At 67.2% G+C, this 22033-nt stretch carries 22 protein-coding genes; 7 read left to right on the forward strand and 15 right to left on the reverse strand.

From position 1 onward, the window contains the following. Nucleotides 1-11 precede the first annotated feature (11 nt). From AC5Y4C_RS12680 to AC5Y4C_RS12710, 7 genes are all read right to left on the reverse strand, one after another. On the reverse strand, nt 12-677 hold the full coding sequence (locus AC5Y4C_RS12680) for a sensor domain-containing protein (protein ID WP_499907410.1): 666 nt from the start codon (nt 675-677) through the stop codon (nt 12-14). Further along, nucleotides 655-1083, reverse strand: coding sequence for an organic hydroperoxide resistance protein (locus AC5Y4C_RS12685; RefSeq protein WP_499907412.1), 429 nt, complete (start codon nt 1081-1083; stop codon nt 655-657). Before AC5Y4C_RS12685 ends, AC5Y4C_RS12680 begins: the two co-directional genes overlap by 23 nt. 58 nt (nt 1084-1141) lie before the next feature. After that, the gene (locus AC5Y4C_RS12690; RefSeq protein WP_499961392.1) at nt 1142-2602 is read right to left on the reverse strand and encodes a catalase; all 1461 of its coding nucleotides are present in this window, start codon (nt 2600-2602) and stop codon (nt 1142-1144) included. Between the two features lie 139 nt (nt 2603-2741). Continuing rightward, nucleotides 2742-3110, reverse strand: a complete 369-nt coding sequence (locus tag AC5Y4C_RS12695) for a hypothetical protein (protein ID WP_499907416.1) — start codon at nt 3108-3110, stop codon at nt 2742-2744. A 103-nt stretch (nt 3111-3213) separates the two neighbouring features. Then, nucleotides 3214-4317: a DUF4185 domain-containing protein gene (locus tag AC5Y4C_RS12700; protein WP_499961737.1), complete on the reverse strand. Its 1104-nt coding sequence runs from the start codon at nt 4315-4317 to the stop codon at nt 3214-3216. A gap of 64 nt (nt 4318-4381) precedes the next feature. Further along, nucleotides 4382-5413, reverse strand: a complete 1032-nt coding sequence (locus AC5Y4C_RS12705) for an aspartate-semialdehyde dehydrogenase (RefSeq protein WP_499961390.1) — start codon at nt 5411-5413, stop codon at nt 4382-4384. After that, nucleotides 5414-6679 carry an aspartate kinase gene (locus AC5Y4C_RS12710; protein WP_499910667.1) on the reverse strand — a complete coding sequence of 422 codons (1266 nt, stop codon included), beginning with the start codon at nt 6677-6679 and terminating at the stop codon, nt 5414-5416. A gap of 81 nt (nt 6680-6760) precedes the next feature. On the opposite strand from AC5Y4C_RS12710, the gene AC5Y4C_RS12715 reads away from it, so the two are divergent. Both AC5Y4C_RS12715 and leuA read left to right on the forward strand, forming a co-directional pair. Continuing rightward, nucleotides 6761-7351 carry a nitroreductase family protein gene (locus tag AC5Y4C_RS12715; protein WP_499910669.1) on the forward strand — a complete coding sequence of 197 codons (591 nt, stop codon included), beginning with the start codon at nt 6761-6763 and terminating at the stop codon, nt 7349-7351. A 169-nt stretch (nt 7352-7520) separates the two neighbouring features. Next, nucleotides 7521-9344 carry a 2-isopropylmalate synthase gene (gene leuA / locus AC5Y4C_RS12720; RefSeq protein ID WP_499961388.1) on the forward strand — a complete coding sequence of 608 codons (1824 nt, stop codon included), beginning with the start codon at nt 7521-7523 and terminating at the stop codon, nt 9342-9344. A gap of 59 nt (nt 9345-9403) precedes the next feature. Here the strand turns inward: leuA and AC5Y4C_RS12725 are convergent, their stop codons facing one another. Both AC5Y4C_RS12725 and AC5Y4C_RS12730 read right to left on the reverse strand, forming a co-directional pair. Then, entirely contained in the window at nt 9404-9739 is a 336-nt protein-coding gene (locus AC5Y4C_RS12725) for a hypothetical protein (RefSeq protein WP_499951907.1), read from the reverse strand. Nucleotides 9740-9895: 156 nt separating this feature from the next. After that, nucleotides 9896-10903 carry a DEDDh family exonuclease gene (locus AC5Y4C_RS12730; RefSeq protein ID WP_499951908.1) on the reverse strand — a complete coding sequence of 336 codons (1008 nt, stop codon included), beginning with the start codon at nt 10901-10903 and terminating at the stop codon, nt 9896-9898. 89 nt (nt 10904-10992) lie between these two features. Here AC5Y4C_RS12730 and AC5Y4C_RS12735 point away from each other — a divergent pair, with 89 nt between their 5' ends. Together AC5Y4C_RS12735 and AC5Y4C_RS12740 are read left to right on the forward strand one after the other, a co-directional pair. Further along, the gene (locus AC5Y4C_RS12735; protein WP_499951909.1) at nt 10993-12225 is read left to right on the forward strand and encodes a MurT ligase domain-containing protein; all 1233 of its coding nucleotides are present in this window, start codon (nt 10993-10995) and stop codon (nt 12223-12225) included. Then, nucleotides 12218-12922, forward strand: coding sequence for a type 1 glutamine amidotransferase (locus tag AC5Y4C_RS12740; RefSeq protein ID WP_499951911.1), 705 nt, complete (start codon nt 12218-12220; stop codon nt 12920-12922). Before AC5Y4C_RS12735 ends, AC5Y4C_RS12740 begins: the two co-directional genes overlap by 8 nt. Here AC5Y4C_RS12740 and AC5Y4C_RS12745 read toward each other — a convergent pair. The 3 genes from AC5Y4C_RS12745 to AC5Y4C_RS12755 all read right to left on the reverse strand — a co-directional run bounded on the left by AC5Y4C_RS12745 (nt 12908) and on the right by AC5Y4C_RS12755 (nt 14869). Continuing rightward, on the reverse strand, nt 12908-13813 hold the full coding sequence (locus tag AC5Y4C_RS12745; RefSeq protein WP_499951912.1) for a type IV toxin-antitoxin system AbiEi family antitoxin: 906 nt from the start codon (nt 13811-13813) through the stop codon (nt 12908-12910). The genes AC5Y4C_RS12740 and AC5Y4C_RS12745 overlap by 15 nt on opposite strands. A 140-nt stretch (nt 13814-13953) precedes the next feature. After that, nucleotides 13954-14553 carry a recombination mediator RecR gene (gene recR, locus AC5Y4C_RS12750; protein WP_499951913.1) on the reverse strand — a complete coding sequence of 200 codons (600 nt, stop codon included), beginning with the start codon at nt 14551-14553 and terminating at the stop codon, nt 13954-13956. Between the two features lies 1 nt (nt 14554). After that, nucleotides 14555-14869 carry a YbaB/EbfC family nucleoid-associated protein gene (locus tag AC5Y4C_RS12755; RefSeq protein ID WP_499910686.1) on the reverse strand — a complete coding sequence of 105 codons (315 nt, stop codon included), beginning with the start codon at nt 14867-14869 and terminating at the stop codon, nt 14555-14557. Nucleotides 14870-14957: 88 nt separating this feature from the next. Between AC5Y4C_RS12755 and AC5Y4C_RS12760 the strand changes: the two genes are divergently transcribed. Further along, on the forward strand, nt 14958-15716 hold the full coding sequence (locus AC5Y4C_RS12760; protein ID WP_499951914.1) for an Rv3717 family N-acetylmuramoyl-L-alanine amidase: 759 nt from the start codon (nt 14958-14960) through the stop codon (nt 15714-15716). Here AC5Y4C_RS12760 and AC5Y4C_RS12765 read toward each other — a convergent pair. Then, the gene (locus tag AC5Y4C_RS12765) at nt 15713-16171 is read right to left on the reverse strand and encodes an SRPBCC family protein (RefSeq protein ID WP_499951916.1); all 459 of its coding nucleotides are present in this window, start codon (nt 16169-16171) and stop codon (nt 15713-15715) included. The two genes, AC5Y4C_RS12760 and AC5Y4C_RS12765, sit on opposite strands and share 4 nt — an antisense overlap. Before the next feature lie 68 nt (nt 16172-16239). Here AC5Y4C_RS12765 and AC5Y4C_RS12770 point away from each other — a divergent pair, with 68 nt between their 5' ends. Continuing rightward, nucleotides 16240-17595 (forward strand): FAD-binding oxidoreductase, encoded by a 1356-nt coding sequence (locus tag AC5Y4C_RS12770; protein WP_499951917.1) that lies wholly within the window; start codon nt 16240-16242, stop codon nt 17593-17595. Beyond that, nucleotides 17592-18908 (forward strand): class I SAM-dependent methyltransferase, encoded by a 1317-nt coding sequence (locus AC5Y4C_RS12775; protein ID WP_499910695.1) that lies wholly within the window; start codon nt 17592-17594, stop codon nt 18906-18908. Before AC5Y4C_RS12770 ends, AC5Y4C_RS12775 begins: the two co-directional genes overlap by 4 nt. On the opposite strand, the gene AC5Y4C_RS12780 is transcribed toward AC5Y4C_RS12775, so the two are convergent. Then, complete coding sequence (locus AC5Y4C_RS12780) at nt 18905-20689, reverse strand: DNA polymerase III subunits gamma/tau (protein WP_499951918.1); 1785 nt, start codon at nt 20687-20689, stop codon at nt 18905-18907. The two genes, AC5Y4C_RS12775 and AC5Y4C_RS12780, sit on opposite strands and share 4 nt — an antisense overlap. A gap of 84 nt (nt 20690-20773) precedes the next feature. After that, complete coding sequence (locus AC5Y4C_RS12785; RefSeq protein ID WP_499961736.1) at nt 20774-22018, reverse strand: aspartate aminotransferase type Ic; 1245 nt, start codon at nt 22016-22018, stop codon at nt 20774-20776. Nucleotides 22019-22033 lie beyond the last annotated feature (15 nt).

The raw sequence follows: 22033 nt of genomic DNA on the forward strand, positions 1-22033 counted from the left end.
TGAGCGTCGCGCTACTGGCCCAGCGAGTTCTGCATCGCGCCGGCCAACGCGTTCACTGCCGGGCCGCCGTTGCCCGACTGGCACACTTTGGCTTGCAGCAGCACGTTCTCGCGGCGACGGGTTTGCGTGAAGCAACGCCGATCGGTGCCGGCCTCCTGCTTCACCCACTCCTGGTCGGTGGCGTTTTGCAGTCCGCTCGAAAACGACCACACCTGGTTGGTCCCGTCGGCAAAATGCATGGCTGTGGTCTGGCCGGCGCAGCCGACGGTGCGGTCAACCACCCGATGAAAAGCGCGATCGGCGGCGTCGTTGGTGGCGAAGACACCGACCGCCTGTTTCACGAAATGCGTCTCGTCCGTCGGCGATTCCTTGGTTTCGGCACCGTTGAACGAGGCGAGGTCGGGATCGAGGTACACCTCGGGCAGCCCGATGTCGGCCCAGTTGTTGCACGCCGGCACGTCCACCCAGTAGCCCTGGAACGGCTCGGTGAAGAAGTTCTCCCACCGCATCGTCGCACCGACGATGTTGCCGACCGACCCCTTGCCCATCACCGCGTAGTTCACGACGCCGGGCTCGGAGGGCCTGGCGTGCGCGGGCGCCGCGAGGCCGGCTGCAACGCCGACACCGAGCGCTGCAGCGGCCCAGCGAGCTGCGCTAAACCTTCGCCGAGAGCTCAACGTCGACGTTGCCGCGGGTGGCTTTGGAGTACGGGCACACCTGGTGGGCCTTTTCCATCAGCTCATCGGCCTGCGTCTGCTCGAGCCCGGGCAGGTAACCGATGAGCTGCCCCGTCAGGCCGAAGCCGCCCTCCGAGTCCTTGCCGAAGCCGATGCGCGCGGTGATTGCCGTGGCGTCGTCCAGGTCGATCTTCTCGTTGCGAGCGACGAGCCGCAGCGCACCCAGGAAGCACGCCGCATAGCCGGCCGAGAACAGCAGTTCGGGGTTGACGCCCTCTCCGCTGCCACCCATCTCCTTCGGTGGGCGGGTGTCGAGGTCGATCTTGCCGTCGGTCGACTTCACATGGCCGTCGCGGCCTCCGCCGGATGCCGTGGACTCTGCGGTGTAAACGACTTCGATGCTCATGGGCTCGATCATGCCAGCCTCGGTCGAGACGGCAAGACGCCCGTCGCGATTCGCCGAACTACCCGCCGTTGCCGTTCAGCTTCGCCCGCACGCCTTCCTCGACCTTCTTGCCCAGGTCGGCGTCGACGTTGCGCCAATACTCGAACACCCGTGACAGCACCGGCTCCTTCACGCCATCGGACACGTGCCCGATGATGTTGTGCGCCAGGCGTTCTCGGGCCGCGTCGTCGAGCACTTCACGCACCAACGTGCCGGCCTGCCCCCAGTCGTCGTCGTCCGGCCGCAACGTGTACGCCGCACGCACCATGTCGCCGTCCGAAGCCCAGTGCACTTCAGCTGCGCGCCGGGGATCGGCCTCGGGGCCGCCCATCGAGTTCGGTGTGTACACCGGATCGGTGACGTTGCGGATGCGCATCGCCCCGTCCTTGTTGTAGCTGTGCACCTCGACTTTGGGAGTGTTCACCGGAATCTGCTTGTAGTTCACGCCAAGTCGGGCACGGTGGGCGTCAGCGTATGAGAAGCCGCGCGCCAGCAGCATCTTGTCCGGTGACAGCCCGGTGCCCGGCACCATGTTGTTCGGCTCGAACGCCGCCTGCTCCATTTCGGCGTGGTAGTCGGTGACGTTGCGGTTCAGCGTGAGCCGACCGACTTCGTGCAGCGGGTAGTCACCGTGCGGCCACACCTTGGTCAGGTCGAACGGGTTGAATCGATACGTCTTGGCTTCCTCGAACGGCATGATCTGCACGTTGAGCGTCCAGCTCGGATAGTTGCCGTCCTCGATCGCCTCGTAGAGGTCGCGCTGGTGGTAGTCGCCGTCCTCGCCGGCCAGCCGGTCACCTTCCTCCTGGGTGAGGAATTCGATGCCCTGGTCGGTCTTGAAGTGGTACTTGACCCAGAACAATTCGCCGTCGGCGTTGATCCAGCTGTACGTGTGGCTGGAGTAGCCGTTCATGTGCCGCCAGGTCTTGGGGATGCCGCGGTCACCCATCAGCCAGGTCACCTGATGCGCCGATTCCGGCGACAGGGTCCAAAAGTCCCACTGCATGTGGTGGTCGCGCAGATTGCTTGCCTGCAGGCGCTTCTGGCTGCGGATGAAGTTCTGGAATTTCATCGGGTCGCGCACGAAGAACACCGGGGTGTTGTTGCCGACCATGTCGAAGTTGCCTTCGCTGGTGTAGAACTTCACCGCGAAGCCGCGCGGGTCGCGCCATGTGTCTGGGCTGCCGCGCTCGCCGGCGACCGTGGAGAAGCGGACCAGCGTGTCGGTCTTGGTGCCCGGCTGAAACACCGCGGCCTTGGTGAACTTGCTGACGTCCTGGGTGACTTCGAAGTGGCCGAACGCCCCGCCCCCCTTGGCGTGCGGCTGGCGCTCCGGGATGCGCTCCCGGTTGAAGTTCGCCATCTGCTCGATGAGGTAGTGATCATGGAGCAGGATCGGGCCGTCCGGACCGACCGTCAGCGAGTGCTCGAAGCTGGGTACCGGTGCTCCGCCGTCAGTTGTCGCGTACTTCTCCGCCATTTCGTCTCATCTCTCTCGGTGCTGGCTGTCGCACCCCTACAGGTACCCACTACACGTACCCCAATAGACCGACCAGACGGCGCCGAACGTGCGCCAGTGGCGAAAAGTTCGCCGGCGACGCACGTTCGGCGCACGTCGGCTACGGACGCGGTGGCGCGGGAACGCTCGTCGGCGACGGCGGATTACCGGGACCACCCGGCGCACCCGGCGCACCCGGGCCCATCTGACCCGGGCCCATCTGACCCGGGCCCTGCCAGGGTCCCGGGCCCATCGGGGGCGGTCCGCCGCGGTGGAACATGTGCACGCCGCTGTGGCCCCGGAAATGGCCTAATCCGGAGCCGGAATGCTTGCCGATGATGAACCCGGAGAAGAACACCACGGCGACGATGAACACCACGCCGGCCACGATGCCGACCCAGGCCAGCACTTGGTTGAGCCGGCTCGGCCTCGGGCGGGCCGGCTCCTCGGTCCGGACGGGAGTAGTTGGTTGTTCAGCTGTTTCGGTCATGCTTCGATGATGCCGAGCACATTGCAGTGGATGGCCAGATCGGTGCTGTGCATTCGCTATGAAAGACGGCCGGTGGGCACAGGATCATGGCCACGCCGCCCGGCTACGGCTTGACCGGGTTCACCGCGAACTGGATCACCCGATACGGCGCCCGCGAGCGCGGATCGACGTTGTGCCACTGGCTGACGAAGATGCGCAACTCGTCGAGCGTCGATCCTGGCGAAATGTAGCCGCCGTAGGCTTGCGACAGCCGATTGTCGTCTGGCGGCGGCAGCGTCTCCGGCGGGTCGGGCCAGGGCGCCGCCCTAACCACCGTGGTGACCGGCGCGGCGCCCAGACCGGTCGGGTGCTCGGCCACCCGGACCTCGATGTCGCCGGTCGTCAGGTTCAGATATGACAGCACCACCTTGCCGTCGATCTGCTTGATGCTCATTTCGCCGACCTTGTCACCCCACAGCGGTGTCGGCGCCTTGTTCCACCCCCCGTCGGGGCCAGATGACCCCGACCAGCCCTGCCAGCTCGACCGGTCGGTGAACGCCTCCGGTTTGGCCCGATACAACGTGACGGGCTGGGTGCGGTCGAAGTTGTTGGCGACGATGTACACCCATCCGGTCGGCGACTCGCCGGTGGGCACGGGGTCGTAGTACCCGCTGATCTGGGACTGCCGGCCACCCTGGAAGCTCGCGTCACGTGCCGAACCCGGCACTGTGCGCCAACCTGGTTGCGCCGCTTGGGCTTTCACCAGCCGCGAACTCTGCGGCACCAAGTTCCGCACCGTGGTGACCAGGAGGTAATTGTCGCGGTTGATCTGCACCACACCGGCCGGCAACTGCGAATCGCCCGCGGGCGTGGGATCGGCCAGCAGCGGTGTGTCGATGCCCATGACGCGGTCGTAGCGCACGCCGGCCGGGTCGTCGATCGAGTCGGTGTCGACGTGCAGTGCGATCGGCGCGTACCAGCCACCGAAGCCGACGCCCTGGCCGGCGAAGCTGTCGCCGCACACCTGCAGGATTCCGCTCGGAAATTCCATGAACTCGCACAGGTCGGTCGCACCGACGCCATAGTCGCGGGTCGGCGTTCCAGTACCGGCCACCGGACCGATGCGCACCACCTGACCCTCGGCCAGCGGCCCGAGGACAGGTTGCGGCTGCGGCGCCGGCGGATCCGCGAGCGCGGGTGCCGCGGTGAGGACGGCGACCGCGGCCAGCGCCGAAACGGTATTTCGCGTGGCCCTCACTCGCACTTTTCCGCGTGGAATACCGTTTCGGCGGCTAGAGCTGAGCCGTCAGCAGCTCGGCGATCTGGATGGTGTTCAGCGCGGCCCCCTTGCGCAGGTTGTCGCCGGAGACGAACAGCGCGAGCCCGCGGCCGTCGGGAACACCGGGATCCTGGCGAATGCGCCCCACCAGCGACTCGTCGATTCCGGCAGCGGCCAGCGGTGTCGGCACGTCGACCAGTTTCACGCCCGGCGCATCTGACAGCAGCTCTGTCGCGCGCTCGACCGACAGCGGGCGGGCGAACTCCGCGTTGATCGACAGCGAGTGGCCGGTGAAGACCGGCACCCTTACACATGTCCCGCTGACCGCCAGGTCGGGGATGCCGAGGATCTTGCGGCTCTCATGACGCAGCTTCTGGTCTTCGTCGGTCTCGCCGGAGCCGTCGTCCACCAGTGAGCCGGCCAGCGCCACCACGTTGAATGCTATTGGCGCCACGTACTTTTCGGGCTTCGGGAAAGCCAGTGCGCTGCCGTCCTGCACCAGCTGCTCGGCGTCATCGATCACGGCGCGGGCTTGCGCAGCCAGCTCGGACACCCCGGCGACGCCGCTACCCGACACCGCCTGGTACGTCGACGCCACGATCCGCACCAGCTCGGCCTCGTCGTGCAGCACCTTGAGCACCGGCATCGCCACCATCGTGGTGCAGTTCGGGTTGGCGATGATCCCCTTCGGCCGGTGCGCGGCCGCCGCGAAATTCACCTCGGACACCACCAGCGGCACGTCAGGGTCTTTTCGCCATGCCGACGAGTTGTCGATCACCGTGACGCCGGCGTCGGCGAATCGCGGCGCCTGCACCCGCGACGTCGACGCGCCCGCTGAGAACAGCGCGATGTCCAAACCTTTCGGATCGGCGGTCGCGGCGTCTTCGACCTCGATCTCCTGTCCCCGGAACGCCAGCTTGCGTCCGGCCGAGCGCGCCGACGCGAAGAACCGCACCGAGGTGGCGGGAAAGTCGCGTTCGTCGAGCAGCTTGCGCATCACCTCGCCGACTTGGCCGGTGGCGCCGACGATTCCGATCGCGACCATCTAGCGGCCCGTCCCTGCGTACACCGTCGCGACCTCATCGCCGCCGAGTCCGAAAGCCTCGTGCAGCGCGGCCACCGCCTTGTCGAGCTCAGTGTCCTTGACCAGCACCGAGATTCGGATCTCCGAGGTGGATATCAGGTCGATGTTGACGCCCACCTCGGCCAGAGTCTCGCAGAAGGTCGCCGTGACACCGGGATGGCTGCGCATGCCGGCGCCGACGAGTGAGACCTTGCCGACGTGGTCGTCGTAAAGCACTCGGGTGAAACCGATTTCGACCTGCTGCGCCTTCAGCTGCTCGACGGCACGCGGGCCGCTCTCGCGCGAACAGGTGAACGTGATGTCGGTCTTGCCGTCTTCCACCTTCGACGCGTTCTGCAGCACCATGTCGATGTTGATGTCCGCATCGGCGAGGACGCGAAAAACCTTGGCGGCGTAGCCCGGAACGTCGGGGATCCCTACCACGGTGACCCGCGCCTCGCTGCGGTCGTGCGCGACTCCGGTGAGAATGGCGTCTTCCATGGGGATGTCCTCCATCGATCCGGCCACCCAGGTGCCGGGCTTGTCCGAGTATGACGACCGGACGTGTATCGGAACGTTGTAGCGGCGGGCGTACTCCACACAGCGCAGCATCAGCACCTTGGCACCCGACGCAGCCATCTCCAGCATCTCCTCGAAGCTGACCTTGTCGAGCCGTCGCGCGTTGGACACGATGCGCGGGTCGGCGGTGAAAACTCCGTCGACGTCGGTGTAGATCTCGCACACGTCGGCGTTCAGCGCCGCAGCGAGCGCGACGGCGGTGGTGTCGGAGCCGCCACGGCCCAGCGTGGTGACGTCCTTGCTGTCCTGGCTGACGCCCTGAAAACCGGCAACGAGCACGATCAGCCCTTCGTCCAGAGCGTCGCGCAGTCGGCCCGGCGTGACGTCGATGATCTTCGCGTTGCCGTGGGTGCTCGTGGTGATCACACCGGCCTGCGAGCCGGTGAACGAGCGGGCCTTCGCGCCGAGCGAGTCGATCGCCATGGCGACCAGCGCGTTGCTGATCCGCTCACCCGCGGTGAGCAGCATGTCCATCTCGCGGGGTGGCGGCGCCGGGCAGACCTGCCTGGCCAGGTCGAGCAGTTCGTCGGTCGTGTCGCCCATCGCCGAGACCACGACGACGACCTCGTTGCCTTGTTTCTTCGTCTCGACGATGCGCTCGGCGACGCGGCGGATACGGTCGGCGTCGGCGACCGACGATCCGCCGTATTTCTGCACCACGAGCGCCACGGTTGAGACCTTTCAGGAAAGCGGTTTCACCAAGAATAAGGGTTTGGCGCATGTCATTTTGGCTGGCGTAGCGTGATCGAGGTGACTGACCGGAGCGCCGACACGAGCGTTCCGATCCATCCGGTGCTGGCCGCGCGCTGGAGCCCTCGGGCGTTCGACGCGACGGCGGTACTGACCGCCGAGCAGATCACGGCCCTGCTCGAGGCCGCGCGGTGGGCGGCAACGTGGGGCGATCGGCAGCCGGTGCGGTTCATCGTCGGCCTGCGCGGCGACGAGACGTTCACGAAGATCGGCGAGCTGCTCAAACGCGGCAACAGCTACGCAAAGCTTGCCAGCGCGCTGATCATGGTGTGCGTCGACGAGGGTCCGGACGAGAAGACCGCGCGCTACGCCGGGGTCGACGCCGGCGCGGCGATCGCACAGCTGACGGTCGAAGCTGTGTCACGGGGACTGGTCGCACACCCGATGGCCGGCTTCGACGCTGTCAGCGCACACGAAGTGTTCGCGTTGCCCGACGACGTGCGCGCGCTGGCGGTCGTGGCCGTCGGCACGCTGGGCGACTACACGTCCGTCGACCCCACGGTCGTCGAACGCGACGCACGGGGACGGCGGCGTCTGCCGCTGGACAAGATCGCGTTCGCGGGCCGCTGGGGCCAGCCGTTTCGCCCGTAACGCCCGGCTGGATGGCGCGGCGGCCGGTGGAGTACAGTGGCCGTACTGTGTTTTCTGTGCGGGTGCTCCTTCTCGGCAGCCGCGACGGGGTCTGATCCAGACCGGCTTCCCGTCGCGGGTGTTCGCGATGCGCCGGTCGTAGTTCGCAACTCCCGGAAAGCAAAGCAAAATGACCCCCACCGATCCTCGCGTTGAAGTAATCGACAACGCCGACGCGTTCGTGTCAGCCCGCACCATCAAGACACCGTCCGGACCGCCACGCCCCGGCCAACCGGTGTGGAACACGCAGCGCGGTTCCTCGATGCCGGTGCATCGGTATCGCTCGTTCGCCGACGAGGTCGAGCCCATTGCGCTGCCCGACCGCACCTGGCCCGACCGCGTCATCACCCACGCGCCGATGTGGTGTGCGGTGGACCTGCGTGACGGCAATCAGGCGCTGATCGACCCGATGAGCCCGGCCCGCAAGCGGCGGATGTTCGACCTGTTGATTCGCATGGGCTACAAGGAAATCGAGGTCGGGTTCCCGTCTGCCAGCCAGACCGACTTCGACTTCGTGCGCGAAATCATCGAGCAGGGCGTGATTCCCGACGATGTCACCATCCAGGTGCTGACGCAGTGCCGCCCGGAGTTGATCGAGCGGACCTTCGAAGCGTGCGCAGGTGCGCCGCGAGCGATCGTGCATTTCTACAACTCGACGTCGATTCTCCAGCGCCGGGTGGTGTTCCGTGCCGACCGCGAGGCGGTGAAGCAGATCGCCACCGACGGCGCGCACAAGTGCGTCGAGGAAGCCGCGAAATACCCTGGCACACAATGGCGTTTCGAGTACTCACCCGAGTCGTACACCGGGACCGAGTTGGAGTACGCCCTCGACGTGTGCAATGCCGTCGGCGACGTGGTCGAGCCCACGCCGGAGCACCCGATCATCTTCAATCTGCCGGCGACCGTCGAGATGGCCACCCCGAACGTATACGCCGACTCGATCGAATGGATGCACCGCAACCTGGCCCGTCGCGACAGCGTGATCCTGAGTCTGCATCCGCACAACGACCGCGGAACCGCTGTTGCCGCAGCAGAATTGGGCTTCCAGGCCGGCGCTGACCGCATCGAGGGGTGCCTTTTCGGCAACGGCGAGCGCACCGGCAACGTCTGCCTGGTGACGCTGGGCCTGAACCTGTTCAGCCGCGGCATCGACCCGCAGATCGACTTCTCCAACATCGACGAGATCCGTCGCACCGTGGAGTACTGCAATCAGTTGCCGGTCAACGAACGTCATCCCTACGGCGGCGATTTGGTGTATACCGCGTTTTCGGGCAGCCACCAGGACGCGATCAACAAGGGTCTGGACGCGATGAAGTACGCCGCGGACGAAGCCGGCGCCGACGTCGACGACATCTTGTGGCAGGTGCCGTACCTGCCGATCGACCCGAAGGACGTGGGGCGCACCTACGAGGCCGTGATCCGGGTGAACTCGCAGTCCGGCAAGGGCGGCGTCGCCTACATCATGAAGGCCGACCACGGCCTGGTGCTGCCGCGCCGCTTGCAGATCGAGTTCTCGCAGGTGATCCAGAAGATCACCGACGGCGAGGGCGGCGAGGTGTCGTCGAAGGAGATGTGGGACGTCTTCGCCGACGAGTACCTGCGGCCCGTGCGTCCGCTGGAGCGGGTACGCCAGCGGGTGATCGCTGCGGAGACGGACGGCGGCACCGATGCGATCGAGGCGACCGTCCTGGTCGACGGCGTGGAAACCGAGATCCGCGGCGAAGGCAACGGCCCGCTGGCGGCTTTCGTCCATGCGCTGTCGACGGTCGGCATCGACGTGCAGGTGCTCGACTACGCCGAGCATGCGATGTCGTCGGGTGAACAGGCCCAGGCCGCTGCCTATGTGGAGGCGTCGGTGAACGGTCGGACCGTGTGGGGCGTGGGCATCGCGACATCGATCACCACCGCGTCGCTGCGCGCGGTGGTGTCGGCGGTGAACCGGGCCTCGCGCTAGCTGCGTGATTTCGGCGCGCAAAACGACGCTGCGCGTCGTTTTGCGCGCCGAGATCACCTTTACAGCGGGATCCAGATGGAGCCGAGCCAGATGCCCCAGCCCTGGTGATCGATGTCCCAGACCACCGGCGCGTTCGGCGCGTAGCCCGGAGGGGCAGGACGCGGCGGCGCCCAGGCGGGCGGTTCCCCGACGTGCGGCCCGCGGTCGGGACCTTCCGGCCCGCGGTCGGGGCCCTGCGGGCCGGGTCCGGCATCACCCGGCCACGGCTGAGCGGGTCCGGGCTGCCCCGGTCCCGGCGGTGGCTCAGCGCTGGCCAGACCGGCGCCGACACCCAGCGCCGCCGCGCCCAACCCGGCGGCAAGGGTCGCGCCGGCAATCAACTTGGTGATCTTCATCTCATGAACTCCGTTCTGCGGTCCGGCCCAAAACCGCTCTGTCTCAGTGCAATTGGATGCATGCAATCTCTCGAAAGGGCCATGACGGCAGTCTTCACAGACCGGCTAGGTGCCGCGTGGGTCGAGGCTGTGCGCCAGCTTTGACCTTGCCGCGGATCAGAACAGCGCGAACTGGTCGCCGGCGACCGTCGGATCGGTGAACTCCTCGATCGACGTACCGCCGACGACCGAGTCGAGCGCGGCCATGAACTCCGCGTCAGACATCGTGGCCACACCCAGTTCGCGGGCATGAAATCCCTTGCCCTGCTGGGCATGTGGGTCGTTGCAGATGACCAGTGACGTTTCGGCATCGACGACGTCGGCGTAGGCGAGTCCGACGTGCAGGATCCGCTCGATCAGTTCCTCATGGGTGCGCTGCACATCCGCCGACAACGCCACCCGCATGCCTTGCACCAATGGCCGGCCGGCGACGTGACGCCCCGGGTTCAGCCATGGGCACGGAACCCGGGCCGCCACGGCCTTGAGCGGCCGCAGCTCGTCGTGCGTGACACGGCCGTTCGGCCAGCGCCGTCGCGTAGTCGGCCGCAGCGGCAGCCACACGTCGCGCTCGCGGGCGCGGTGCACCGCAGGCGTCAACACCCGTGACAACACGAGCGCGTCGTCAAGGGCGTCGTGCGGGCGAAGCTGTGGGACGCCCCAGTGCGCCGCCAGCGTCTCCAGCCGCAGGTTCTCGGTGCCCAGCGCCAGCCGCCGGGTCAGTTCCACCGTGCACATCACGGTGTCGACCGGCAGTTCGACCCCGGCCAACTCCGCTTCGGCGGCCAAGAACATGTAGTCGAACGCGGCGTTGTGGGCGACCAAGGTGCGGTCCTGCAGTAGATCGGTCAGCTCGGCGGCGATCTGCGCGAACGACGGCTGATCCGCCAGCATCTGGGCCGTGAGGCCGTGCACGTGCGTCGGACCAGGATCGACGCCGGGGTTCAGCAGGCTGACCACCGAGCGCTCGACGCTGCCGTCGGCGTCCAGCGCCAGCGCGGCGATGCTGATGATGCGTGCCTGCCCCGGGCGGAAGCCCGACGTCTCGACGTCCACGACCACCCAGCCGGCCTCGTGCTCGGCCACCGGCCGACCCCACGGCGTCGTGCACGTCGTTGGCGCTGTCACGCCCCCAGAATGGCACGCCGCACCGACAAAACCGCTGATCGCAGCGCTCGTGTCGCAGGTCAGTGGGCCCGTCGTCATAAACTGCCCCGGTGATCACCACCCGCGGACGTCTCGCGCTCGCCGCCGGAGCAGCGGCACGATGGGCGTCGCGAGCGACCGGCCGCGGCGCGGGCGCGATGATCGGCGGCCTCGTCGCGATGACGCTGGATCGTTCGCTGCTGCGGCAGCTCGGCGAGGGACGCCGCACGGTGCTGGTGACCGGCACCAACGGCAAGTCCACGACGACGCGGATGGCGGCGGCGGCCCTGGAGTCGCTGGGACCGGTGGCGACGAATTCCGAGGGCGCGAACATGGACGCCGGGCTGATCGCGGCGCTGGCCGTCGCCCGCGACGCGCCGCTGGCCGCGCTGGAGGTAGACGAGATGCATCTGCCGCACGTCGCCGACGCCGTGGATCCGCGGGTGATCGTGCTGCTCAATTTGTCGCGCGACCAGCTGGACCGGGTCGGCGAGATCAACACGATCGAACGCACATTACGGGCCGGGCTGGCGCGTCATCCCGACGCGGTAGTGGTGGCCAATTGTGACGACGTGCTGATGACGTCGGCAGCCTACGACTGTCCGTACGTGGTGTGGGTGTCCGCCGGCGGGGCGTGGGCCAACGACTCGGTGAGTTGCCCGCGGTCCGGCGAGGTGATCGTCCGCGACCACTCTCACTGGTACAGCACGGGCACCGACTTCAAACGCCCTACTCCGCAGTGGTGGTTCGACGACGAAACTCTCTACGGACCAGACGGGTTGGCGCTGCCGATGACCCTGTCGCTGCCCGGTGCGGTGAACCGGGGTAATGCCGCGCAGGCGGTCGCGGCGGCAGTGTCGCTGGGTGTGGACCCGGTTTCCGCAGTGGCGGCGGTCTCGAGGGTGTCCGAAGTCGCCGGCCGGTACCGGACGGTGACGCTCGGCCGTCACACCGCCCGCATTCTGCTGGCCAAGAACCCTGCGGGCTGGCAGGAGGCGCTGTCGATGATCGACAAGCAGGGCGCGGGTGTCGTCATTGCGGTGAACGGTCAAGTGCCCGACGGCGAGGATTTGTCGTGGCTGTGGGACGTCCGGTTCGAGCACTTCGAAGGGACGTCCGTGGTGGCCGCCGGTGAGCGTGGTACCGATCTGGCGGTGCGGCTGACCTACGCAGGCGTGGAGCACACGCTGGTGCACGACACGATCGCGGCGATCGAGTCGTGTCCGCCCGGGCACGTCGAAGTGATCGCCAACTACACCGCATTCCTGCAGCTGCAACGCGCGCTGGGCAGGCGCCGTGCCTGAGGCGGTTCGGATCGGGCTGGTGCTGCCCGACGTGATGGGTACGTACGGCGACAGCGGCAACGCGGTGGTGCTGCGGCAGCGACTGCTCCTGCGCGGGATACCCGCCGAGATCGTCGAGATCACCCTGGCCGACCCGGTGCCGTCGTCGTTGGATCTTTACACCTTGGGCGGGGCCGAGGATTACGCACAGCGCTTGGCCACCAAGCACCTGCAGCGGTATCCCGGCCTGCAGCAAGCGGTTTCGCGCGGTGCGCCGGTGCTGGCCATCTGCGCGGCGATCCAGGTGCTCGGCCACTGGTATGAAACCTCAGCGGGTGAGCGCGTCGACGGTGTGGGTCTGCTCGATCTCGTGACCGCCCCACAGCCGGTGCGCACGATCGGCGAGGTGGTGAGCCACCCTCTGCTCGACGGGCTCAGCCAGCCGTTGACCGGTTTCGAAAACCACAGGGGCGGAACAACTTTGGGTTCGTCCGCTCAACCGCTGGCGGCGGTGACCCGCGGTGCGGGCAATCGCGCCGGTGACGGCTTCGACGGCGCGGTGCAGGGCAGCGTCGTCGCCACCTACATGCACGGTCCCTGTCTGGCGCGCAACCCCGAGCTGGCGGACCTACTGCTGGCGCGGGTTGTCGGTTCGTTGCCGCCGCTGGAGCTCGACGAGGTGGCGCTGCTGCGCCGCGAGCGGTTATCGGCCCGGTAACCGGGCTGCCTGCAGCCAGGCTATGGCCTCAGCGCACGCGAAGTCCGGCTTCCAACCGCGCGAGACCATCGCTTCATACGACCGGGTGATGATCTCCGCCTCGCAATGCTCCTTGATGACGCGGTTCACGATCCAGCCCAAGCGGTGCAATGTCGGGAAGACCTTCATGTCCTTGACGTATTGGGCGCGACTCGTGAGGTGCTGTTGCCCGTCGTATTCAGCGGCAACCATGAACTCCTTCCAGCCCATGTCGAGCCAGCGCACGAGCCGCCCCCTCTCGTCGACGACAGGAATTTGCGTGGTGGGCTTCGGGAAGCCGGCGTCGATGAACAGCAGCCGCAGCCACGTCTCCCTTGGCGACGCCGCTCCGCCGTCGACAAGCGGCAGCAGCGTGCGGAGTTGACGCGTGCCGCGTGCGCCTTGATAGCGCTTGCTCAGCAGTTGGACGTCCTCGATGGAAAACGGGGTGGCTCGCATCAAGGCGTCGAGTCGCTCGAGCGCCTCACCTCGACGCAGATGACGACCGAGGTCGAAGGCGGTCCGCGCCGGCGTGGTCACAGGTATCCGCGCAACGCGGGTGATCTCGTCGTCGGCAATGGCTTCTTGCCTGACTACAAGCCCGGGTTGGGGACGAGAACGCCGCCAGATCAACTCGATTGGCGTCGCGTCGTCGACCCAATTCGCGCCATGGAGAGCGGATGCTGCAACTCCAGCGATGACCCCGCGCCGGCGCGACCACAGCCACGCTCCCACGGTTCGGTCCCGCAGGGTGGGTACATGCCCCTTTGGCATACATACATCGCGGAACACCGGCCGATGCCAGCGCCGTAGGTCGTGTCTGGAAAGCTCGCCGCGCAATACCGATTCACTGCCGATCAGTACCTCCCCCATGCGCGCATCGTGGCACCGGCACCCGACAGCTCACCGAATTCAACGCGAAGCAGCGAAAGTTCGAGTAGCCGGCGCCATAGCGTTGAATTCGGCGCGGGGGCGCGGCACGGGGGACGCGGGCGCTAGGGACGCAGAAGCGGCTAGGCCATTGCGCGGCGGCCCGACAGCGCCCGGCCCAGCGTGAGCTCGTCAGCGAACTCGAGGTCACCACCCATCGGCAAGCCCGACGCGATACGCGTGACCGTCAGACCCGGGATGTCGCGCAGCATCCGCACTAGGTACGTCGCGGTGGCCTCGCCCTCGGTGTTCGGGTCGGTCGCGATGATCACCTCGGCGATGTCCGACTCGCCGAGTCGATGCAGCAGCTCGCGGATTCGCAATTGGTCCGGCCCGATGCCCGACAGCGGGTCCAGGGCACCGCCGAGCACGTGGTACAGCCCGCGGAACTCCCGCGTGCGCTCGACGGCCTGGATGTCCTTGGGCTCCTCGACGACGCACACCACCGAGGCGTCGCGGCGTGGATCGCTGCAAATTCGGCAGCGCTCGCCCTCCGACACGTTGCCGCACACCGCGCAGTGCCGCACGCCGTCGCGCACCCTCGTCAACACCGCGGTCAGCCGGTCGATGTCAGGTGGCTCGACGGACAACAGGTAGAACGCGATCCGCTGAGCGCTCTTGGGCCCGATTCCCGGCAGCTTGCCCAGCTCGTCGATCAGGTCCTGAACCGGGCCCTCGAACAAATCAGAGCCCCAACCCGCCGGCCAGCGGGCCGAGCCTGCTCTGCGCCATCTCCGCCACCTGCTGCGAGGCGTCCGCGAACGCGCCGACGATCAGATCCTGAAGCGTCTCCACGTCGGACGGATCGACCACCTTGGGGTCGATCGACACCCCGACCACTTCGCCGCTGCCCTTCATGGTGATCTGCACCAGCCCGCCGCCGGCCTCTCCGCGCACCTCGCTGGCCGCGAGCTGTTCTTGGGCTTCCATCAGTTGCTGTTGCACCTGCTGCGCCTGCGCCAGCAGCGCAGACATGTCCGGCGTGCCTCCGGGTTGCATCACAGTCCTCTTGCCTATTGGTCTCGAGTTCGTTTCGGCTCGGGATCGACCCTCCCAAGGGTAGCCGCGGGCGGGCTACTTTGACGCAGTGCCAGACCTGCTCTGCCTGCGTGTCGGTGCCGTCACGGCGGCCGCGGCGCTCGCTGTTTCGCTGGTCGCGGCCCCGCCGGCGAGCGCTCAGCCGACGAGTATCGCCGGGATGATCGTGTTCCTGGACCCGGGGCACAACGGCGCCAACGACGGGTCGATCAACCGCCAGGTGAGCAACGGGCGCGGCGGCACCAAGGAATGCCAGACGTCGGGCACCAACGCCGACAACGGTTACCCCGAGCATTCGTTCACGTGGGAGGTGGTGCTGCGGATCCGCTCGATGCTCAACCAGCTGGGTGTGCGGTCGGCGATGTCGCGGGGCAACGACAACGCGCTGGGGCCGTGCGTCGACGAGCGCGCCGCAATGGCCAATGCAGTACACCCGAACGCGATCGTGTCGATCCACGCCGACGGCGGGCCGCCGTCCGGGCGCGGCTTCCACGTCAACTACTCGTCGCCGCCGCTGAACCAGGCCCAGGCCGGACCGTCAGTGCAGTTGGCCAGGATCATGCGTGACCAGCTGCAGGCGTCCGGGATACCGCCGGCCAACTACATCGGCCAGGACGGCCTCTACGGCCGCGCCGACCTCGCGGGACTGAACCTCGCGCAGTATCCGGCCGTGCTCGTCGAGCTGGGCAACATGAAGAACCCGGCCGACGAGGCGCTGATCACCACCGTCGAAGGCCGGCAGAAATACGCGGCCGCGGTGGTCAACGGCATCGCCGGCTTCCTGGCGCAGAGCCGCCCGACCGCCTAGCTGGAGGCGGACCCGGCGGACGCCTCGAGCTCCTTCTTGAGGTTGCCCAGCACCTCGTCCTGGATCCTGCGCAGACCCAGCGGCGCGAACGTCTTCTCGAAAAACCCCTTGACGCCGCCCGCTCCCTGCCACGAGGTCTTCACGGTGACGGTTGATCCGGCACCGGCGGGGGCGACGGTCCAGTTGGTCACCATCGATGAGTTCGCGTCCTTCTCGATGACCGTGTGACCGGCGACGTCGACGGTGGCCTGCACGTCACGCACCCGCGACTTGGTCGCCTGCAGCTTCCATTTGACGACGGTGCCCTGGCCGTGGCCGCCCTGCAGCACCTGGTAGTCGCTGTATTGCGGTGACAGGATCTTCGGGCGGACGGTCTGGTAGTCGGCAACCGCGGCGAGCACCTTATCCGGCGCTGCGTTGATCGAAACGCTGCTGACTGCACTGACCTGTCCCATCAGGCGAAACTCCTCTAGTGGTCGGTGGTTCGGTCGCATCGGTGGTAGCCGCGGATTAGCGTATACGTGTGTCAACTCATGACGAGGGCGTGCGCCGGTTGATCGCAAGCTATCGCGCGATCCCGCCGACAGCCACCGTCCGGCTCGCCAAACCCACGTCGAACTTATTTCGCGCGCGCGCCAAGAGTGACGCTCCCGGCCTGGATACCTCTGGACTCACTGGCGTTCTGGCGGTCGACCCGCAGGCCCGCACCGCCGATGTCGCCGGGATGTGCACGTACGAGGATCTGGTGGCCGCCACGCTGCCCTACGGCCTGTCGCCGCTGGTGGTGCCGCAGCTCAAGACCATCACGCTGGGTGGGGCTGTCACCGGGCTCGGGATCGAGTCCGCGTCGTTCCGCAACGGGCTGCCGCACGAGTCGGTGCTGGAGATGGACATCTTCACCGGCACCGGTGAGGTGATCACCGCGTCGCCCGACGAGCACTCCGACTTGTACCGCGGATTCCCGAATTCCTATGGCACGCTTGGCTATTCGGTGCGCCTGAGAATCGAGCTAGAGCCCGTCAAACCGTTCGTTGCGTTGCGGCACTTGCGCTTTCACTCGCTGGCCGATTTGGTCGCCGAGATGGACCGGATAGTCGACACCGGAGGCTACGACGGCGAGCGCGTCGACTACCTGGACGGCGTCGTCTTCAGCGGCGACGAGTCTTACCTATGCATCGGCACCCAGACCGGCACACCGGGACCGGTCAGCGACTACACCGGCCAGCAGATCTACTACCGCTCCATTCAGCACGATGACGGCGAGAAGCACGACCGGCTCACCATCCACGACTACCTGTGGCGCTGGGACACCGACTGGTTCTGGTGCTCGCGGGCTTTCGGAGCGCAGAACCCACGCATCCGGCGGTTCTGGCCGCGGCGACTGCGGCGCAGCAGCTTCTACTGGAAACTCATCTCCTACGACCGGCGCTTCAACATCGCCGACCGGATCGAGAAGCGGCACGGCCGGCCGCCGCGCGAGCGCGTGGTGCAGGACGTCGAGGTACCGATCGAGCGCTGCGTAGAATTCCTCGACTGGTTCTTGGCCAACGTGCCCATCGAGCCGATCTGGCTGTGCCCCTTGCGCCTTCGCGATCCGGCCGGATGGCCGCTGTACCCGATCCGGCCCGGGCACACCTACGTCAACATCGGGTTCTGGTCCTCGGTGCCGGCCGGGGCGATGGAAGGAGAGACCAATCGGCGTATCGAGGCGAAGGTCAGCGAGCTCGAGGGACACAAGTCGCTGTACTCGGACGCCTATTACTCCCCCGAGGAGTTCGATGAACTCTACGGTGGCGAGACATACAAGACGCTGAAGAAGACCTACGACCCGGACTCGCGTTTCCTCGACCTCTATGCGAAGGCGGTGCAAAGACGATGACGACGTTTCGTGAACGCACGACGAACACTTCCACCACCGGCAAGATGACACTGGCGCAAATCCTCGAAGTGCTCGCCGAAGGCCAACTGCCGCTTCGGTTCACCGCTTACGACGGCAGTAGCGCCGGCCCCGAGGACGCCCCGCTGGGACTTCATCTGCGCACGCCGCGCGGCACCACCTATCTGGCGACCGCGCCCGGCGAGCTCGGCATGGCACGGGCGTACGTCTCCGGAGATCTCGAACCGCGCGGCGTCCATCCCGGCGACCCGTACGAGCTGCTGAAGGCCTTGGCTGTCAAGCTTGAATTCAAACGGCCGCCGGCCCGACTGCTCGCGAACATCGTCCGCTCCATCGGGGTGGAACATCTCAAGCCGATCGCGCCGCCGCCGCAGGAGGCGCTTCCGCGGTGGCGTCGAATCGCAGAAGGCTTGCGGCACAGCAAAACTCGTGATGCAGAAGCGATCCACCACCACTACGACGTGTCGAACGCCTTCTACGAGTGGGTGCTTGGCCCGTCGATGACATACACCTGCGCGTGCTACCCGCACCCCGACGCGAGTCTGGAAGAGGCGCAAGAGAACAAGTACCGGCTGGTGTTCGACAAGCTTCGCCTGCAACCCGGCGACCGGCTGCTCGATGTGGGCTGTGGATGGGGCGGCATGGTGCGATATGCCGCGCGCAACGGGGTCAAGGCGATTGGTGTGACCCTGTCGGCGAAGCAGGCCGAGTGGGCGCAGAAGGCAATCGCGGACGAGGGGTTGACGGAGCTCGCCGAGGTGCGCCACGGCGACTACCGCGACATCGCCGAGACACAGTTCGACGCGGTGTCGTCGATCGGGCTCACCGAACACATCGGGGTGGCGAACTATCCGTCGTATTTCCGCTTCCTGCAGTCGAAGTTGCGCACCGGTGGTCTACTGCTCAACCACTGCATCACCCGCCACGACAACCGGCACCCGGCAACGGCTGGCGGCTTCATAGACCGCTACGTGTTCCCTGACGGCGAGCTCACCGGATCGGGTCGGATCATCACCGAGATCCAGGACATCGGACTGGAGGTCTTGCACGAGGAGAACCTGCGCCACCACTACGCGCTGACGCTGCGCGACTGGTGCCGCAACCTCGTCGAGCATTGGGACGAGGCCGTCGACGAAGTCGGCTTGGGTACCGCGAAAGTGTGGGGCCTGTACATGGCTGGTTCACGAGTTGGCTTCGAGCACAACGCTATTCAGCTGCACCAGGTACTGGCGGTGAAGCTCGACGAACACGGCGGCGACGGCGGACTGCCGTTGCGGCCGTGGTGGACGCCCTAAGGTCCGTCGATCGGACGGGCACCCAGCTCGTTCTGCAGAAGTTCCAGCGCCACTTCCTCCGGGTCACGGCGCGGGACATCTGCGGCGGTGTCTTGCCCCGCCTCGGCGAGCATGTCCTCCTCCGCGCGGCGCAGGTCCTCGGCGGGCGGAGGAGTCGGCGCGGCCGTGGCGACTTCGCACCGGACCTTCCAGTCGACGCCGAGCGCGTCTTTCAACGCCTCCCGGATGACGTCGGCATTGCGTTGCTCGCCAAGGCGTTTCGCCAGGTTGCCCGACTGGTGTGACAGCACCAGTGTGTCGCCGTCGACTGCAGATACCACGGCGTCGGCCAGCATCGCACCCAGCGTTCGGCTGCGGCTGCGGACCTTGTCCATCACAGTGGACCACTGCCGTCTGACGGCGGCGGCGTCGAGCGCGCCGACCGGGGGCGGGGGGCCCGCCTCAGGCGCTGGTTCGGGTGTCGGATCCGGCTCGGCCGGCTTGGGCGCGGGCGGCTTCGGCGCGGGCGGCTTCGGCGAGGGCGGCTTCGGCGGGGGCTTCGGTGCGGCAATGCGCGCAGGCGCCGCTGCGGGCGCCGGCTTGGGCGCGGCCGCTGACGCGGGCTGCGAGACAGCTTCCGGCACCGACATGTCCAGCCGCTTCTCGATGCGCTCGACCCGTTGCAGCAGTGCCGATTCCGTGTCGCCGGCCGAGGGCAGCAGCAGCCGCGCGCACACCACTTCCAGCAGCAGCCGCGGCGCTGTGGCCCCGCGCATCTCCCCCAACCCGGCGTGCACCACCTCGGCGTAGCGGGTGAGCGTCGCAGTACCGATGCGCGCCGCCTGCACACGCATGCGATCCAACACATCGCCGGGCGCATCGACGACGCCCCGGGCGGCAGCATCCGGCACGGCCTGCAGCACGATCAAGTCGCGGAACCGCTCGAGTAGGTCGGTGGCGAACCGCCGCGGATCGTGGCCCGCGTCGACGACGGACTCGACCGCGCCGAACAGCGCCGCCGCGTCGCCTGCCGCGAGTGCGTCGACCGCGTCGTCGATCAGTGCGACGTCGGTGGCACCCAGCAGCGCCAGCGCTCGCGGGTAGGCGATTCGGTTCTCTTCGGCACCCGCCAGCAGCTGGTCCAGCACCGAAAGTGTGTCGCGCGGTGAGCCGCCTCCCGCGCGGATCACCAACGGATAGACGGTGTCGTCGACCTGGACGCCCTCCTGGGCGATGATCCGCTCGATCAGCGCGCGCATGGTCTTCGGCGCCAACAGCCGGAACGGGTAGTGGTGCGTCCGCGAGCGGATGGTGGGCAGCACCTTGTCCGGTTCGGTGGTGGCGAACACGAAGATCAAATGCTCGGGCGGTTCCTCGACGATCTTGAGCAGGGCATTGAAGCCCGCGGTGGTGACCATGTGCGCTTCGTCGACGATGAAAATCCGGTAACGCGACTGCGCCGGCGCGTAGAACGCGCGGTCGCGCAGTTCGCGGGTGTCGTCCACGCCGCCGTGGCTGGCGGCGTCGAGCTCGACGACGTCGATGCTGCCGGGACCGTTGGGCGCCAGCGCCACACACGATTCGCAGACCCCGCACGGGGTGGCCGTCGGCCCTTCGGCGCAGTTGAGCGAGCGGGCGAGGATACGCGCCGACGACGTCTTGCCGCAGCCGCGCGGCCCGGAAAACAAATAGGCGTGGTTGATCCGGCCGGCTGTCAGCGCGGTCGACAGCGGCTCGGTGACGTGCTCTTGCCCCACCACTTCGGCGAAGCTCGCCGGACGGTATTTGCGGTACAGAGCCACGGTCAGCAGGCTACCGAGGCGGTCCGACGCGTGCGATTTCGGTGCGTTAACCGGCGCTCAGCGCACGGAAACACACCGAAATCGCTAGCCACGCAAGAGCAGCGACTCGGTGGCGGCCAGCAATGCGCAGGTGGCCAGCCCGTCGACGGCCTGCGACAGGTCCTGCATCGACGGGAAGGTCGGCGCGAGCCGAATGTTCTTGTCCTCCGGGTCTTTTCGGTACGGGAATGCAGCGCCGGCCTCAGTGACCGCGATCCCGGCATCCTTGGCCAGCCCGATGGTGCGCCGCGCCGTGCCGGGCAGCACGTCGAGGCTGATGAAGTAGCCGCCCTTGGGCTCGGTCCACGACGCGATCTTCGACGCACCGAGCCGGTCTTCGAGGATGTGCAGCGCCAGCGCGAATTTGGGCGCCAACAGCTGCTGGTGGCGCTGCATGTGCAGCCGGACTCCGTCGGCATCGCCGAGGAACCGCAGATGCCGCAGCTGATTCACCTTGTCAGGGCCGATGGTTTTCTTGCCCGCGTACTGCAGATACCACGCGATGTTGGCCAGAGACCCACCGAAGAAGCTGACGCCGGCACCGGCGAACGTGATCTTGGAAGTCGACGCGAACACATAGGGCCGGTTCGGGTTTCCCGCGGCCGCAGCCAGCCCCAGCACGTCGACCTGACGGACGAAGTCGTGGGTGAGCGTGTGCACGCAGTAGGCGTTGTCCCAGAACAACCGGAAGTCCGGCGCCGCGGTGCGCATCTGCACCAGCCGGCGCACCACCTCCCACGAGTACGTCACGCCGGTGGGGTTGGAGTACACCGGCACCGCCCACATGCCCTTGATGGCGGGATCGGCGGCGACGAGTTCCTCGATGAGGTCGACGTCGGGTCCGTCCTCGCGGATGGGGATCGTGATCATCTCCACGCCCAGCGTTTCGGTGATCGCGAAATGGCGGTCGTAGCCGGGCGACGGGCACAGGAACTTCACTTTCGGTTCCCGAATCCACGGCCGCGGTGAGTCGACGCCGCCGTGCAGCATCGAGAACGTCGCGATGTCGTGCATCATTTCGAGGCTGGAGTTGTTGCCGGCGATCAGGTTAGGCACCGGGATGCCGAGCAGCTCACCGAAGATCGCTCGAAGTTCCGGGATGCCGTGCAGGCCGCCGTAGTTGCGAGTGTCGGTGCCTTCGCCGTCGCGGAAATCGTCGCCCGGGAGGCTCAGCAACGCGTTGGACAGGCTCAGCTGGTCCGGCGACGGCTTGCCGCGAGTCAGATCCAGCGTCAGCTTCTTGGCCCGCAGCGCGGCGTAGTTCTCCAGCTGTAGCTCGTGCTGGGCCATCAACTCGTCACGGCC

This window comes from Mycobacterium sp. NGS35 (assembly GCF_059812855.1).